The sequence below is a fragment of the uncultured Limimaricola sp. genome (assembly GCF_964022235.1).
Lineage (GTDB): Bacteria > Pseudomonadota > Alphaproteobacteria > Rhodobacterales > Rhodobacteraceae > Limimaricola.
Map to the genome: position 1 here is coordinate 96777 of NZ_CAXHZL010000010.1, position 14965 is coordinate 111741.

The following is a 14965-nucleotide window of genomic DNA, read 5'->3' on the forward strand; positions in this document are numbered from 1 at the left end:
ACACCCGCCACAAGGGATATCCTTTCATGCACGCCTACCGCACCCACACCTGCGCCGCCCTGACCCGTGACAATGTGGGCGATACCGTCCGGCTGTCGGGCTGGGTGCATCGGATCCGCGACCACGGCGGCATCCTGTTCATCGACCTGCGCGACCATTACGGCGTCACGCAGGTGCTGTGCGACCCCGACAGCGCGGCCTTCGCCGATGTCGAGAAGCTGCGCTCCGAATGGTGCATCCGCATCGACGGCGAGGTGAAGGCCCGCGCGCCCGAGCTGGTGAACCCCAAGCTGCCGACCGGCGAGATCGAGGTCTTCGTGCGCGGGGTCGAGGTGCTCGGCGCCTCCAAGGAACTGCCGCTGCAGGTCTTCGGCGATCAGGAATACCCCGAGGAGACGCGGCTCAAGTACCGCTATCTCGACCTGCGCCGCGAGGCGATGCAGGCGAACATGACGCTGCGCTCGGACGTGGTGCGCTCGATCCGCCAGCGGATGTGGGACCAGAACTTCCGCGAGTACCAGACGCCGATCATCACCGCCTCCTCCCCCGAGGGCGCGCGCGACTTCCTCGTGCCGTCGCGTCTGCACCCGGGCAAGTTCTACGCGCTGCCGCAGGCACCGCAGCAGTTCAAGCAACTCCTGATGGTGTCGGGCTTCGACAAGTACTTCCAGATCGCGCCGTGTTTCCGCGACGAGGACCCGCGCGCCGATCGCTCGCCCACCGATTTCTACCAGCTCGACCTCGAGATGAGCTTTGTGGAGCAGCAGGACGTGTTCGACACGATCCAGCCGGTGATGCAGGGCATCTTCGAGGAGTTCGGTGGCGGTCGGAAGGTCGATGACGAATGGCCGCTGATCTCCTACAAGGACGCCGCTCTCTGGTACGGCACCGACAAGCCCGACCTACGCAACCCGATCAAGATGCAGGACGTCTCCGAGCATTTCAAAGGCTCGGGCTTCGCGATCTTTGCCAAGCTCTTGGAGCAGGAGGGCACGCAGATCCGTGCGATTCCCGCCCCGACCGGCGGCTCGCGCAAGTTCTGCGACCGGATGAACGCCTTCGCCCAGAAGGAAGGCCTGCCGGGCATGGGCTACATCTTCTGGCGCGAAGCCGAGGGCGGCATGGAAGCCGCCGGTCCGCTCGCCAAGAACATCGGCCCCGAGCGCACCGAGGCGATCCGCCAGCAGCTTGGCCTCGGCGTCGGTGACGCCGCCTTCTTCCTCGGCGGCAAGCCCGAGGCGTTCGAGCGAGTGGCCGGCCGCGCCCGCGTCGCGATCGGCGAAGAGTTGAAGATCACCGAGACCGACCGCTTCGCCTTTGCCTGGATCGTCGACTTCCCGATGTACGAGAAGGACGACGAGGGCCGGATCGACTTCTCGCACAACCCGTTCTCGATGCCGCAGGGCGGGATGGAGGCGCTTCAGGGCGATCCGCTATCGGTGCTGGGCTACCAGTACGACCTCGCCTGCAACGGCTACGAGCTGATCTCGGGGGCGATCCGGAACCACAAGCCGGAGATCATGTTCAAGGCCTTCGAGCTGGCCGGTTACGGCGAGGACGAGGTCAAGAAGCGCTTTGGCGGCATGGTCAACGCGTTCCAGTACGGCGCCCCGCCGCATGGTGGCTGCGCCGCCGGCATCGACCGGGTGGTGATGCTCTTGGCCGACGAGGCCAACATCCGAGAGGTCATCCTCTTCCCGATGAACCAGCGGGCCGAAGACCTGATGATGAACGCGCCCTCGGAGCCCACAAACGACCAGCTGCGCGAGCTGCGCCTGCGCGTGCTGCCGCCCGAGAGCTGATCGGCCCACCGGCAAAGGAAAAGGCCGCATCCCGAGTGGGGTGCGGCCTTTTTCATGCGCAGCGATGTCTCGCGTCTCTCAGAACACCAGCCCGCCCAGCACGCAGATCCAAGCCAGCCCCACGGCGGCGCCCGCGACGGCGACCGCGGCAGAGCCGGAATCCTTGGCCTGCTTGGCCAGAGCGCGGCGTTCTTCGGAAACGTCGTCGACGACCCGCTCGATCGCGGTGTTGAGGCATTCGAACGCCAGAACCATGACGCCGCCCATCAAGAGCATGCCGCGCTCGCCCGCCGAGAGCGGCAGCACGAAGGCCAGCACGGCGGAGGCGATGTTGGCCCACATCCACTGATGCAGGCTGCCTTCGGTGTTCCAGATGTGCTTGAGTCCCTGCCAGGACCAGACCGCGCGCATGCGCAGTCGCTCGTAATGTTCACGCATATCTCGCCCCCGGGCCTCGCAAAAGCAGATATGACCTGTGCGAAAGAGGAAGCCAAGGAGTCCCCGCCGGCCAAGGCAGTGCAATGTTTTCTCGTTGTCGCCACGTCCTCTACCAATGCGCCCTCCCACTGCGCGCGGCTTGCGCTAGATCTATCTGCATGACACCTCAACACGAAGATTACCCCGCCTATGCCCGCTCCGAGCGCATCGCCGATGGCGTGATCCACGCCCTCGGCGTGATCTTTGCACTCATCGGGGCGGCCCTGTTGATCTCGCTCTCGGTCTGGGATGCGCAGGCGCGCGCCGACCGGATCGTCGCCGTGGCGATCTACGGGGCCGCGCTGATCGCGACCTTCTCGGCCTCGGCGTTCTATCACATGACGCCTTGGGCCCGCTTGCGGCCGATGCTGCGCCGGATCGACCACGCTGCGATCTATCTCAAGATCGCGGGCACCTATACGCCGCTGGTGGTGCTGATCGGGTCGGCCTTCGCCTATGCCATCCTTGCGGTGGTCTGGGCAGTGGCTCTGGGCGGCGCGACGGCCAAGCTGTTCTTCTGGAAGAGCCCGGGCCGTCTCGGCCCCACGCTTTACCTGCTGCTGGGCTGGCTCAGCACCGCGCTGGTCTGGTCGCTGGCGATGACGCTGCCGGTGGCCTCGACCGCGCTGGTGGTGATCGGGGGACTGCTCTATTCGGCAGGGGTGATCTTCTTCGTGTGGGAAGGCCTGCGTTTTTCCAACGCGATCTGGCACGGTTTCGTGCTCGCCGCCTCGGCCTGCTTTTTTGCCGCGATCGCGATGGGGGTGCTCGTCTGAGCACCCCCATTGTGGGTCAAAGCCCGGCGACGGTGCGCCGCACGATCTCCATGCGCTGCGCGTTCGGCGGATGCGTTCCGAGCAGCCGGTCGCCCGGATCGGGGATGCGCAGGAAGAACTCTGCGCCCTTGACCGCGTCGTAGCCCGCGCGCTTGGCGATGGTCGCACCCAGCGCATCGGCCTCCAGCTCGAAATCCTTGGAATAGCTGCGCGCGCCAAAGCCCGCGCCAAGTTGCTGCGCGGTACGCACCACGCTTTCGTTGCCGCCACCAAGCCCGCTGGCGAGCTGGCCGAACACCGTGGCGCCTATCGCGGCGTTGCGGCTCTGGCGATCCAGGTGACCCGCAATGTGATGCGCCGCCTCGTGGCTGAGCACGAAGGCCAGCTCATCGGCGTTCTGCACTTCGCTCAGCAGCGCCACGGTAAAGGCCAAAAGCGGGCGGCCTTGGGCGTCGCGGGTCTGGAAGGCGTTGGCAGGCTGGCCGGGACGGTCATCGACGACGATGCGGAAATCGCAATCGAGCTGCGGCGCGTTGGCGCGGCAAACCTGTTCGGCCACCGGTTCCAGCCGTTCCACGACCTGCACGAAATTGCGCGCGGCCGAGCGGGCGGCATCGGGGTTGGACACAGGGCCCGCTCCCTTGGAGACGGTGACATTGGTCGGGGTGGGGGCTGGGGTGCCCGGGCGCGTCACGGTGGTGGTGCGCTGCGGCCCCGTGGCCACGGTGATGGGCGGCGCACAGGCCGAAAGCCCAAGACCGGCGGCCAGGGCGAAAAAGGAAAGGCGGGACAACATCGGCGACAACATCCGGTTCGTCGGGAAGAATTGCCCCGATCCTAGCCGCCACCCCGACGCGGGGCCAGCCCCGGACGCGCCCCTCTCACAAGATCGGCATCGCGCCGCCGCCGACGACTTGCAGAGCCTCGACGCGCCGCCTAGGCTGGGACCATGTTCACCATCGAGCACGATTTCGACGCCACGGTCGTCACGCTTGTCGACGAGGGTGCCGCCCATCTTCAGGAGGACGTCACCGTCTGCGCCTTCGAAGATTGCGTGACCGTCGAGCAGTACGATCCCCGCAGCGATGCCGTAGTGCGGATCACCCTGTCACTGCACCAGGCGCGCGAGCTGCAGGCGGCGCTGAATTTGCCTGAAGGCATCTACCGCGCGAAGAGCGGCGGCTGAAACGGCACCCTGATCCGCGACGGAGCGCGCGACGCGGACCGGGTGCCATGAGTATTTGCAGAATGAAGTTGCCAATGATGCGCCCGGCGGGGCCGACGGATCACTCCTCTTCGGAGTGGGCGGGCACTGCCTTGCCGAATTCGCGCCAGATTTCCGCGCCGCGACGGGCAAGGGGGGTCAGATCATCCGCTTCGTTCGTGTCCAGCATCGCAAACAGCCGATCACGCATCCGCGGCTCCCAGAACGAGCGCAGGTGCTCGGCCACGTGCTGGGCCCGCGTGCCCTCCGCTTGGCTTTCGAAGAAGGTGGCGATCTGGTTCGCCATGTAGACGAGCTTCTGGTCGGTGGTTCTAGAGGACATGGGCGGCTCCGATACGGGCGTGATGGGTAAAGATGCGGGTGCCTTGGCGGTTGTGGGTGACGAGCGCGATCCCTGCCTCCTCGGCGAGGCGCACCGCGTGGGCCGTGGGCTGCGAGACCGAAAGCATGACCGGCGCGCCGATCATCGCGGTCTTCTGCACCATCTCCAACGACAGCCGTGAGGTCAGAACGACCGCGCCGGAGGCAGGGTCGACGCCTGTGGCCGCCATGGCACCGGCGAGCTTGTCGAGCGCGTTGTGACGGCCCACGTCCTCGCGGGCGAGCACGATGCCTTGGCCGGGGATGTAGAAGCCTGCCGCGTGAACGGCCCGGGTCTCGTCGTGCAGCGGTTGCAGTGTGCGCAGGGCGTGGAGTGCCACTGCGATTTCCGACGGGGCCAGCACGAGGTCGGAGGCGGGCACCGCCCGCACGGTGCGGGCCGCCTGCGCGAGGCTGTCGATGCCGCACAAGCCGCAGCCGACGGGGCCGACCTGCGCACGGCGGCGCGCGTCGAGGGCGGCCTGCTTTTCATCCGGCAGCCAGATTCGGGCCTCGATGCCATTGGGTTGCTCGACGATCTCGACCTCGCCGATCTCTTGGGCTTCGGCAAAGCCTTCGGTGATCGTGAAGCCGCGCGCGAAATCCTCGATATCGGCGGGCGTCGCCATCATCACCGCCTGGGTCGAGCCGTTGTAGACCACCGCCACGGGGGTCTCCTCGGGCAGGGACACGGCGGACAGGGAAGCGGGGGCGGCCTGAGCCGCCCCCGCGTCGCGGGCCGAAACCCGCTGGTAAGGGTGCAAACCCTCGCTCATTCCGCCGCGGGCAGGATGCGGCGCGATTGCTCGGCCTGCGCGTTGTAATCCTCCTGCCACTCGGACGGGCCGTTCGACGGGCTGACCTGCACCGCCGTCACCTTGTATTCCGGGCAGTTGGTCGCCCAGTCCGAGAAGTCGGTGGTGATGACGTTGGCCTGCGTCGTCGGGTGGTGGAAGGTGGTGTAGACCACGCCGGGGCTGACCCGGTCGGTGATCACCGCGCGCAAAGAGGTGTCGCCCGAGCGCGAGGCGAGGCGGACATAGTCGCCGTCCTTCACGCCGCGCACCTCGGCATCATGCGGGTGGATCTCCAACACATCCTCTTCATGCCAGCGCGAGTTCTCGGTGCGGCGCGTCTGCGCGCCGACGTTGTACTGCGACAGGATGCGACCCGTGGTGAGCAGCAAGGGGAAGCGCGGGCCGGTCTTTTCATCCGTCGCCACGTATTCGGTGCGGATGAAGCGCCCGCGACCGCGCACGAAGCCGTCGATGTGCATGAGGGGCGTGCCCTCGGGCGAGGCGTCGTTGCAGGGCCACTGCACCGAACCCTTCTCTTCCAGCAGCTCGTAGCTGACATTGGCAAAGCTCGGCGTCGTCGCCGCGATCTCGGCCATAATCTGCGCGGGGTGGGTATAGGTCCAGCCGCCGCCCATTGCATTCGCCAGCAATTGCGTCACCTCCCAATCGGCATAGCCGTTCTTCGGGGCCATGACCTTGCGCACGCGGTTGATGCGGCGCTCGGCGTTGGTGAAGGTGCCGTCCTTCTCAAGGAAGGTCGAGCCGGGCAGGAAGACATGCGCGTAGTTCGCGGTCTCGTTCAGGAACAGGTCCTGCACGATCACGCACTCCATCGCCGCCAGGCCCGCTGCCACGTGCTTGGTGTCGGGGTCGGACTGAAGGATGTCCTCGCCCTGGCAGTAAAGGCCCTTGAAGGTGCCGTCGACGGCGGCATCGAGCATGTTGGGGATGCGCAGGCCCGGCTCAGAGTCGAGCTTGACGTTCCACAGGCTCTCGAACACCTCGCGCACCTCCGAGCCCGCTACGTGGCGGTAGCCCGGAAGCTCGTGCGGGAAGGAGCCCATGTCGCAGGAACCCTGCACGTTGTTCTGGCCGCGCAGCGGGTTCACGCCAACGCCGCGACGACCGATGTTGCCGGTCAGCATGGCGAGGTTGGCGATGCCGATGACGGTGGTCGAGCCTTGGGAATGCTCGGTCACACCGAGACCGTAGTAGATCGCGCCGTTGCCGCCTGTGGCGTAGAGACGGGCAGCCTTGCGCAGCTCTTCCGCCGGGACGCCGGTGAGCATCTCGACCGCTTCGGGCGCGTGCCGGTCCTCGGCCACGAACTCCACGTAGTCCTGGAATTCTTCCCAGTCGCAGCGGGTGCGGATGAACTCCTCGTCGTAGAGGCCTTCGGTCACGATCACATGCGCGATGGCGGTCACGATCGCGACGTTGGTGCCCGGTCGCAGCGCGAGGTGATGCGCGGCTTCGACATGCGGGCTTTTGACAAGGTCGATTCGGCGAGGATCGACGACGATCAGTTTCGCCCCCTCCCGCAGCCGCTTCTTGAGGCGGCTTGCGAAGACCGGGTGGCCGTCGGTCGGGTTGGCCCCGATGACGACGACCACATCCGTGTCCTCGACCGAATCGAAATCCTGCGTCCCGGCGGATGTGCCGTAGGTCTGGCCGAGGCCATAGCCCGTGGGTGAGTGGCAAACGCGGGCGCAGGTATCGGTGTTGTTGTTGCCAAAGACGGCACGGGCCATCTTCTGGACGAGATAGGTCTCTTCGTTGGTGCAGCGCGAGGAGGTGATCACGCCGATCGACTTCTTGCCGTACTGCTCCTGAATGCCGCGCATCTTCTTGGCGGCAAAGCCGATGGCTTCGTCCCAGGACACCTCTTTCCAAGGCTGGTCGATGCTGACCCGGATCATCGGGTTCAGGATGCGGTCGCTATGCGCGGCATAGCCATAGGCGAAGCGGCCCTTGACGCAGCTATGGCCGCGGTTGGCCTTGCCGTGCTTATACGGGGTCATGCGCACCAGCTCGTCGCCGCGCATCTCAGCCTTGAACGAACAGCCGACGCCGCAATAGGCGCAGGTGGTGACGACCGAGCGATCCGGCGTGCCGATCTCGATCACCGACTTTTCCTGCAGCGTCGCGGTCGGGCAGGCCTGCACGCAGGCGCCGCAGGACACGCAGTCCGAGGTCATGAAGTCGTCGAGCTTGGTGCCCGCCGAAACCCGGCTGTCGAAGCCGCGCCCCTCGATGGTCAGCGCGAATGTGCCCTGCACCTCCTCGCAGGCCCGCACGCAGCGCGAACAGACGATGCATTTGGAGGGGTCGTAGGTGAAGTAGGGGTTGCTGTCATCCTTGGGGATGAACTGCGGGTTCGAGATGCCGACCGGCTGACGCAGCCGCGCCTCGGCTTGGGAACGCGCCCCGGTGCCTGAGGGGTCGTAGTGGTTGTCGCCGGGCGTGTAGCGCACGTCGCGCAGGCCCACGGCCCCGGCCATGTCCTGAAGCTCGCAATCGCCGTTGGCACCGCAGGTCAGACAGTCGAGCGGGTGGTCGGAGATATAGAGCTCCATGACGCCCTTGCGGAGCTTCTTGATCTTGGAGGTCTGGGTGTGGACCACCATGCCCTCGGCCACCGGCGTGGTGCAGGAGGCGGGCGTGCCGCGCCGCCCCTCGATCTCGACCACGCAAAGACGGCACGACCCGAAGGCGGCCATGTTGTCGGAGGCGCAGAGCTTGGGCACCTGAATGCCCAGCTCGGCGCTGGCACGCATGACGCTGGTGCCCTCGGGCACGGTGACGTCAAAGCCGTCGATGCTCAGCGTAACCGTCTTGGTCGAGGTCGACGCGGGCGTGCCCATGTCGGTGTCGTCCTTGAGACCGGTGCCACCGGGACCGTCGAAGGGAATCAGAAAGTCCTTCATTCCGCTGCCTCCTTGGCATTGGCATGGAAATCGTCAGGGAAATGCGTCAGCGCCGACATCACGGGGTAGGGGGTGAAGCCCCCCAGCGCGCAAAGCGAGCCGTCCTTCATGGTATCACAAAGATCGGTCAGCAGCGGGATCGCGCTCGTGTCGCCACGTGCGATCCGATCGACCGTCTCGACGCCGCGCACCGCGCCGATCCGGCAGGGCGTGCACTTGCCGCAGCTTTCGACCGCGCAGAACTCCATGGCAAAGCGCGCCATGCCGAGCATGTCGGCACTGTCGTCGAACACCACCACGCCCGCATGACCGATGAGCCCGCCTTCACCGTCGAACTCTTCGTAGCCGAAGGGCGTGTCGAACTTGGAGCGCGGGAAGTAGGCCCCAAGAGGACCACCGACCTGCACCGCCTTGACCGGGCGGCCCATTGCCGTGCCGCCGCCGATCTCGTCGACCAGCGCGCCCAGAGAGGTGCCGAAGGCCGTTTCGAACAAGCCGCCGAACTTCACGTTGCCCGCGATCTGGATCGGGATCGTGCCGCGCGAGCGGCCAAGACCGAAGTCGCGGTAATGCGCCGCACCTTTTTCGAAGATCACCGGCACGGTGCCGAGCGAGATGATGTTGTTGACCACCGTCGGCTTGCCGAGAAAACCTTCGAGCGCGGGCAGGGGGGGCTTGGCCCGTACCACGCCGCGCTTGCCTTCAAGGCTGTTCAGGAGCGAGGTTTCTTCGCCGCAGACATAAGCGCCCGCGCCAACGCGGACCTCCATGTCATAGGCGAAATCCGAGCCAAGCACCGAAGCACCGAGCACACCGCGCGCACGGGCGATGCGGATCGCCTCGTTCATGGTGTGGATCGCTTCGGGATACTCCGAGCGCAGGTAGATATAGCCGCGCGTCGCGCCGACGCAGATGCCCGCGATCGCCATGCCCTCGATGAGGCTGAAGGGATCGCCTTCCATCAGCATCCGGTCGGCGAAGGTGCCCGAATCGCCCTCGTCGGCGTTGGCGACGATGTATTTCTGGCTCGCTTGAGCGAGACGCACGGTGTCCCATTTGATGCCGGTGGGGAAACCTGCGCCGCCGCGACCACGCAGGCCGCTTTCCTTCATCTCGTCGATCATCGCCGCGCCGGTCATCTCCAGCGCCCGGCGCAGACCCTTAAGGCCGCCATGCGCCTCGTAGGCATCGAGCGACAGCGGGTCGATCACGCCGACGCGGGCAAAGGTGAGGCGGGTCTGCCGCTTCATCCAGTCGATCTCTTCGGTCGGGCCGAGGGCCAGCGCGTGTGTGCCCCAGTCGGCGTCGAACAGCGCGCGCACGTCATGCGGCGTCACCGGTCCAAAGGCATGACGGACGCCATCCTTCTCGATTTCGACCATCGGCTCCAGCCAGAGCATCCCGCGCGACCCGTTGCGGATGACTTCGATCTCGATCTCGCGGATCTTCGCCTCGGTGATGACCGCTTCGGCCACCTTCTCGGCGTCGACGGCGAGGGCGGCGGCATCGCGTGGGACGTAGATCTTCAGCACGCTCATGCGTCCACCTCCGAAAGCAGCGCGTCGAGCCGCGCCTTGTCGACCCGTGCCACGACGCGGCCATCGAGCATCATCGCGGGGCCGGTGGCGCAAAGCCCGAGGCAATAGACCGGCTCCAGCGTCACGTCGCCTCGCGCGCTCGTGCCGTGCCAATCGACACCGAGCCGGGCCTTGGCCGCCGCCTCGATGCCCAGACCGCCGCGTGCCTGACAGGCCTCGGCGCGGCAGATCTTGAGCATGTGGCGACCCGCCGGCTCTTCACGGAAGTCATGGTAGAAGCTGACCACGCCGTGCACCTCGGCACGGCTGATGTTCAGGCCTTCGGCAATGATCGGCAGCGCCTCTGGCGGCACATAGCCCCATTCGGCCTGCACCGCGTGCAGGATCGGCAGCAAGGGCCCTTCGAAGGTCGCGTGATCGGCAAGGATCGCGCGCAGGCGGCCTTCCAGATCGGCGGGGGCTGGCGGTGTCGGCATCGGCTGGCTCCTCCTCGAGTCGTCCGCGCATACAACCGCATACTCACACTGCGTATCAATATCGCAATTTCGTGCTGCGATAGAGAAAACCTATCAATCCCGGTCGAAGCGTCGTGCCTCCGACAGTAGCGCCGATAGCAGCGGCGTGTGCGGCTCGCGCCATGGCGCGATCAGCCCGATCTCGTGGGCGGCATCGGGGTCGGTGATCCGCTGGGCCACCAGCGGCAGGCCTTCGAGAAAGATCGCCGCCGCACGCTCTGGCAGGATCGTGACCCAGCCCGAATTCAGCACATGGGAAATCAACACGATGGTCGAGTTGGTTTCGACCCTTGGCGTAACCTCAACGCCCGCGCCCGCCAGATGCCCCGCGATGATCCGGCGGTTCTGCATGTCGGGGGTGAGCAGGCACAGATCCGTATCTTTGAAATCGGCCCAGCGCAGCCGCGCTTGTGTGGCCAGCGCCGCATCGCCGCGCATAACCGCCACGTAGCGTTCGGTATAGAGCGGCACGGTGACAACGCGGCCCATGGGTTCGTTGTCGAGATAGCCGATCCCGGCGTCGGCCTCATGATCCTCCAGCGCCGCGAGAAGCTGCGTCGTGGTGGTCGAGCGCACCGAGAACCGCATCTTGGGATGGGCTGCGGCAAAGCGCGAAGTGAGCTGCGTGACGGCCCCCAAGGCGGTCGGGATCACCGCGAGCCGCAGCACGCCGGTCAGCCCTTCGCGCGCGGCGCGCAGCTCCTCCTTCATGCCGCGCACGTCGCCGGAGATCCGCCGCGCCCAGTCGCGCACGCGCTCGCCCTCCGGCGTCAGCCCCTGAAACCGCGAGCCGCGCCGCACCAGCATCACGCCCAATTGATCCTCGAGCTGCCGGATCGCTGCCGAAAGCGTCGGCTGCGTCACCCCCATCGCCTCGGCGGCGCGGCCGAAATGCTCGGCCTTGGCGAGCGCCAGAAACATCTCGAGCCGCTCGATCATCCTAAGGCCCCAGTACCGTGATGCAGTAGGACCGGCACCACTAGCTCTTCCTCATCGACGAGGTGCCGATCGAGAAATCCTTGAAATCCGTCTAGCCGGGTGGCGAAGCGCGCCGCCTCGCCGCGCATCCGGGCGGGCGCATCCGCGATGCCGATCAGCCCGTTCGCGGCCTCGACGAAATCCGCAAGATGCCCATCGAGCGCGTGGTGATCGCCGTCGAGCAGCGCAAAGCCCGCCTCCAGCCGCGGCTCCATAGCCGAAAGACGGGGGAAATAATGCGCGTCCTCGATGCCGTGGTGCCCGTGCAACTCGCCCACCAGCCGCCCGCCGACCTGCGACAGCGCGGCGGCAAAGCGGGCCGGGTCGGCTCCGTCGGCGGCGGCCTGCGTCTCGCGCGTCAGCATCGCCAGCATTTCGCGGAACGACAGATGCTTGGAGAGCCAGAATCGCACCAGCCCGTCAAAGCCGGGATCGGTCTCCCAACCGGCACGGGGATAATCCTCGAGCAGCACGCGCAGCGCATCGGGAAGGCCCGCACGGGCCCCGAGCGTCAGCGCGGGATCGTTGGTCTCTGGGGTCATCGGCGCGTCTCCTTGGACCGAAAGCTAGTTCGAGAGGGTGGCGAGGGCGAGAGGCGGCAGATTCCCGCTTGGGCGAATGATCACAATTTCAAGACACCCTACGGAGGAATGAAACGTGAAGTTGTCGCAGCATGGAGCCTGCGCAACATCAATCGTGCGAATACATCGGAAAATTCGCCATAAGGTTGCCTAACTTGGCTGACGTAGGGGAAGTATGCCCCGTGCGCTGTCGCGTGGTCATGCTGCGATAAGTCTTGCAAATAACGGCCACTCGCAAAAGGATCGTGACACAACCACGCCTGAAAAGGGCGGATCTGCATCCGACGCGGGCTGTCTCGCGTCCTCCAAACAGGGATGACCACATGACCTTGAAGACCCATCTTCTCGCCGGCACCGCCGCGCTGCTGGCGCTCGCTGGCGCCGCGAACGCCGAGAGCCACGCGATGATGGAGCACCCCGAGACCGGGGAAAAGCTCGCCGCCGAACAGAGCTTCACCTACCGCGTGCTCGACGAATTTCCCTCGATCGACCCCAACCTCATCGAGGACGTCGAAGGCTCGGCCATCGGCCGCAACCTCTTCGAGGGCCTGATGGGGCAGGACAGCAAAGGTGACGTGGTTCCCGCCGTCGCCACCGGCTACGAGGTCTCCGAGGACGGTCTCACCTACACCTTCACGCTGCGCCCCGAAGCCAAGTGGTCGAACGGCGAGCCGGTGACGGCGAACGACTTCGTCTATTCGTGGCAGCGCGCCGCCAATCCCGCGACCGCCTCCGAGTACCAGTGGTACATGGGCCTGATGAAGATCGCCAACGTCGATGAGGTGATCTCGGGCGACAAGGAGCCCTCCGAACTGGGCGTGAAGGCCGTGGATGACCACACCCTCGAGGTGACGCTGTCGCAGCCGCTGCCCTATTTCGACCAGATGGTGACGCACACCACCACCTTCCCGGTGCCCAAGGCCACCATCGAAGAGCATGGCGACGCCTGGACCCAGCCCGGCAACATGGTGTCGAACGGCGCCTATGTCCTCGATAGCCGCGTGCCGCAGGAATACATCACGCTCAAGAAGAACCCCGAGTACTGGGATGCGGACAACGTCATCATCGAGGAAGTCACCGCCCTCATCATCAACGATGAAAATCAGGCGCTGACCCGCTACCTTGCCGGCGAGTTCGACCAGACCGACGTGCCCGCGGGCCAGTTCCCGCGCCTCGCCGAGGAATACCCCGCGCAGGCGATCTCGGTGCCGAACCTGTGCACCTACTACTACAACCTGAACGTCTCGGATTCGGGCCCCGAAGCGCTGGCCGATCCGAAGGTCCGCGAGGCGCTCTACCTCGCCATCGACCGCAACGTGATCGTCGACAACGTCGTCGCCGGGGGCCAGAAGCCGGCCTACACGCTGACCCACTGGGCCACCGCGGGCTTCGAGGTGCCGCAGGTCGAGGCGGCGAACATGACCCAGCAGGAGCGCAACGAGCGCGCCGCCGAGCTGATGGCCGAGGCCGGCTATGGCAAGGATGGCGAGGCGCTTTCGCTCGACCTGCTCTACAACACCTCCGAGGCCCACAAGCAGGTCGCCACGGCGATCGGCCAGATGTGGAAGCAGACGCTCGGCGTCGACATCGAGATGGCCAACATGGAGTGGCAGACCTTCCTCGAGGAGCGCCACAACAAGAACTACGAAGTGGCGCGCGCCGGCTGGTGCGCCGACTACAACGAAGCCTCGTCCTTCCTCGACATCATGGACACCAACTCGTCCTACAATGACTCGGGCTTCAACAACGCCGATTACGATGGTCTGCTGACTGAGGCGAAGACCGCCGAAGATCCGCTGCCGCTCTACACCCAGGCCGAAGAGATCATCACGCAGGAATTCCCGATCCTGCCGATCTACCACTACGCCACCGTGTTCATGATGGACGAGCACATCAAGGGCTACCCGCTCGAGAACGCGCAGGACAACTGGTACGCCAAGGATCTGTACCGCGTCGCGGGCGAGTGATCCCGACCTGAACGAACGCCGCGCCCCCTGGCCCAACCGCCGGGGGGCGCGGCCCATTTCCGCAAGAGGCGGAACCGAGGTAAAACCCACATGCTGAACTATGTTCTCAGGCGCGTCGCCATCGCGGTCCCGACGATCCTGCTGCTCGTCGTCATCTCTTTCGTGCTGATGTACGCAGCCCCCGGCGGCCCCTTCAATTCCGAGCGTCCGCTGCCCGCGCAGGTGATGGCCAACATCGAGGCACGCTATGGCCTCGATCAGCCCTATTGGAAGCAGATGACGACCTACATCTGGAACGTCGTCGTGCACTTCGACTTCGGCCCCTCGTTCCAATACCGCGACCGCACGGTGAACGACGTGATCGCCCAAGGTTTCCCGGTGACGCTCACCTATGGGTTTTGGAGCTTCATCGTGGCGCTGGTGGTCGGCGTCTCGCTCGGCGTCGCCGCGGCGATCCGCCACAACACATGGCTCGACTATCTTGCCGTCGGCATCTCGATCGGCGCGCAGGTCCTGCCCAACTTCGTGATGGCGCCGATCCTCGTGCTCGTCTTCACGCTGTGGCTCGGCTGGTTGCCGGGCGGCGGCTGGCAGGGCGGGCAGATCGAATACATCATCCTGCCGGTTATCGCGCTCTCGACCTCCTACATGGCCTCGATCGCGCGGATCACCCGCTCCTCGATGCTCGAGGTGATGAACGCAGGCTTCATCCGGACGGCGCGGGCCAAGGGTCTGCCGACCAGCCGGATCATCTGGAAGCACGCGCTCAAGCCGACGATGCTGCCGGTCCTGAGCTACCTCGGGCCCGCCTTCGTCGGCATGATCACCGGCTCGGTGATCATCGACGTGTTCTTCTCGACCGGCGGCATCGGCCAGTTCTTCGTCAACTCCGCCTTCAACCGCGACTACTCGGTCATCATGGGGATCACAATCCTCGTCGGTGTGCTGACTGTCACGTTCAACCTCGTGGTCGACCTGCTCTATGCGTGGATCGACCCGAAGATCCGTTACTGAGGAGGGGT

The 14965-nt window shown here is 65.8% G+C and carries 14 protein-coding genes; 5 read left to right on the forward strand and 9 right to left on the reverse strand.

Annotated features, from left to right (window positions below):
• The first annotated feature begins 26 nt into the window (after nucleotides 1-26).
• Nucleotides 27-1802 carry an aspartate--tRNA ligase gene (gene aspS, locus AADJ02_RS13220; protein ID WP_341213480.1) on the forward strand — a complete coding sequence of 592 codons (1776 nt, stop codon included), beginning with the start codon at nucleotides 27-29 and terminating at the stop codon, nucleotides 1800-1802.
• A gap of 78 nt (nucleotides 1803-1880) precedes the next feature.
• Here the strand turns inward: aspS and AADJ02_RS13225 are convergent, their stop codons facing one another.
• Nucleotides 1881-2240, reverse strand: a complete 360-nt coding sequence (locus AADJ02_RS13225) for a diacylglycerol kinase (RefSeq protein ID WP_341213481.1) — start codon at nucleotides 2238-2240, stop codon at nucleotides 1881-1883.
• A 158-nt stretch (nucleotides 2241-2398) separates the two neighbouring features.
• Between AADJ02_RS13225 and AADJ02_RS13230 the strand changes: the two genes are divergently transcribed.
• Entirely contained in the window at nucleotides 2399-3055 is a 657-nt protein-coding gene (locus tag AADJ02_RS13230; protein ID WP_341213482.1) for a hemolysin III family protein, read from the forward strand.
• 16 nt (nucleotides 3056-3071) lie between these two features.
• Here the strand turns inward: AADJ02_RS13230 and AADJ02_RS13235 are convergent, their stop codons facing one another.
• The gene (locus AADJ02_RS13235; protein WP_341213483.1) at nucleotides 3072-3851 is read right to left on the reverse strand and encodes a M48 family metallopeptidase; all 780 of its coding nucleotides are present in this window, start codon (nucleotides 3849-3851) and stop codon (nucleotides 3072-3074) included.
• Nucleotides 3852-4004: 153 nt separating this feature from the next.
• On the opposite strand from AADJ02_RS13235, the gene AADJ02_RS13240 reads away from it, so the two are divergent.
• Nucleotides 4005-4241 (forward strand): hypothetical protein, encoded by a 237-nt coding sequence (locus tag AADJ02_RS13240; RefSeq protein ID WP_341213484.1) that lies wholly within the window; start codon nucleotides 4005-4007, stop codon nucleotides 4239-4241.
• A gap of 100 nt (nucleotides 4242-4341) precedes the next feature.
• Here the strand turns inward: AADJ02_RS13240 and AADJ02_RS13245 are convergent, their stop codons facing one another.
• From AADJ02_RS13245 to AADJ02_RS13275, 7 genes are all read right to left on the reverse strand, one after another.
• Nucleotides 4342-4602 carry a formate dehydrogenase subunit delta gene (locus AADJ02_RS13245; protein WP_341213485.1) on the reverse strand — a complete coding sequence of 87 codons (261 nt, stop codon included), beginning with the start codon at nucleotides 4600-4602 and terminating at the stop codon, nucleotides 4342-4344.
• Nucleotides 4592-5416 (reverse strand): formate dehydrogenase accessory sulfurtransferase FdhD, encoded by an 825-nt coding sequence (gene fdhD / locus AADJ02_RS13250; RefSeq protein ID WP_341213486.1) that lies wholly within the window; start codon nucleotides 5414-5416, stop codon nucleotides 4592-4594. Before fdhD ends, AADJ02_RS13245 begins: the two co-directional genes overlap by 11 nt.
• A complete protein-coding gene (fdhF, locus tag AADJ02_RS13255; RefSeq protein ID WP_341213487.1) occupies nucleotides 5413-8364 on the reverse strand; it encodes a formate dehydrogenase subunit alpha in 2952 nt (983 codons plus the stop codon). Before fdhF ends, fdhD begins: the two co-directional genes overlap by 4 nt.
• Nucleotides 8361-9893 (reverse strand): NADH-ubiquinone oxidoreductase-F iron-sulfur binding region domain-containing protein, encoded by a 1533-nt coding sequence (locus tag AADJ02_RS13260; RefSeq protein WP_341213544.1) that lies wholly within the window; start codon nucleotides 9891-9893, stop codon nucleotides 8361-8363. The genes fdhF and AADJ02_RS13260 overlap by 4 nt, the downstream gene beginning before the upstream one ends.
• 5 nt (nucleotides 9894-9898) lie before the next feature.
• Complete coding sequence (locus AADJ02_RS13265; protein ID WP_341213488.1) at nucleotides 9899-10378, reverse strand: formate dehydrogenase subunit gamma; 480 nt, start codon at nucleotides 10376-10378, stop codon at nucleotides 9899-9901.
• Between the two features lie 93 nt (nucleotides 10379-10471).
• Nucleotides 10472-11356 (reverse strand): LysR family transcriptional regulator, encoded by an 885-nt coding sequence (locus AADJ02_RS13270; protein ID WP_341213489.1) that lies wholly within the window; start codon nucleotides 11354-11356, stop codon nucleotides 10472-10474.
• The gene (locus tag AADJ02_RS13275) at nucleotides 11353-11937 is read right to left on the reverse strand and encodes a hemerythrin domain-containing protein (protein WP_341213490.1); all 585 of its coding nucleotides are present in this window, start codon (nucleotides 11935-11937) and stop codon (nucleotides 11353-11355) included. Before AADJ02_RS13275 ends, AADJ02_RS13270 begins: the two co-directional genes overlap by 4 nt.
• Nucleotides 11938-12299: 362 nt before the next feature.
• On the opposite strand from AADJ02_RS13275, the gene AADJ02_RS13280 reads away from it, so the two are divergent.
• Both AADJ02_RS13280 and oppB read left to right on the forward strand, forming a co-directional pair.
• Nucleotides 12300-13943: a peptide ABC transporter substrate-binding protein gene (locus AADJ02_RS13280; RefSeq protein ID WP_341213491.1), complete on the forward strand. Its 1644-nt coding sequence runs from the start codon at nucleotides 12300-12302 to the stop codon at nucleotides 13941-13943.
• 90 nt (nucleotides 13944-14033) lie between these two features.
• On the forward strand, nucleotides 14034-14957 hold the full coding sequence (oppB, locus tag AADJ02_RS13285; protein ID WP_341213492.1) for an oligopeptide ABC transporter permease OppB: 924 nt from the start codon (nucleotides 14034-14036) through the stop codon (nucleotides 14955-14957).
• The last annotated feature ends 8 nt before the right edge of the window (nucleotides 14958-14965 follow it).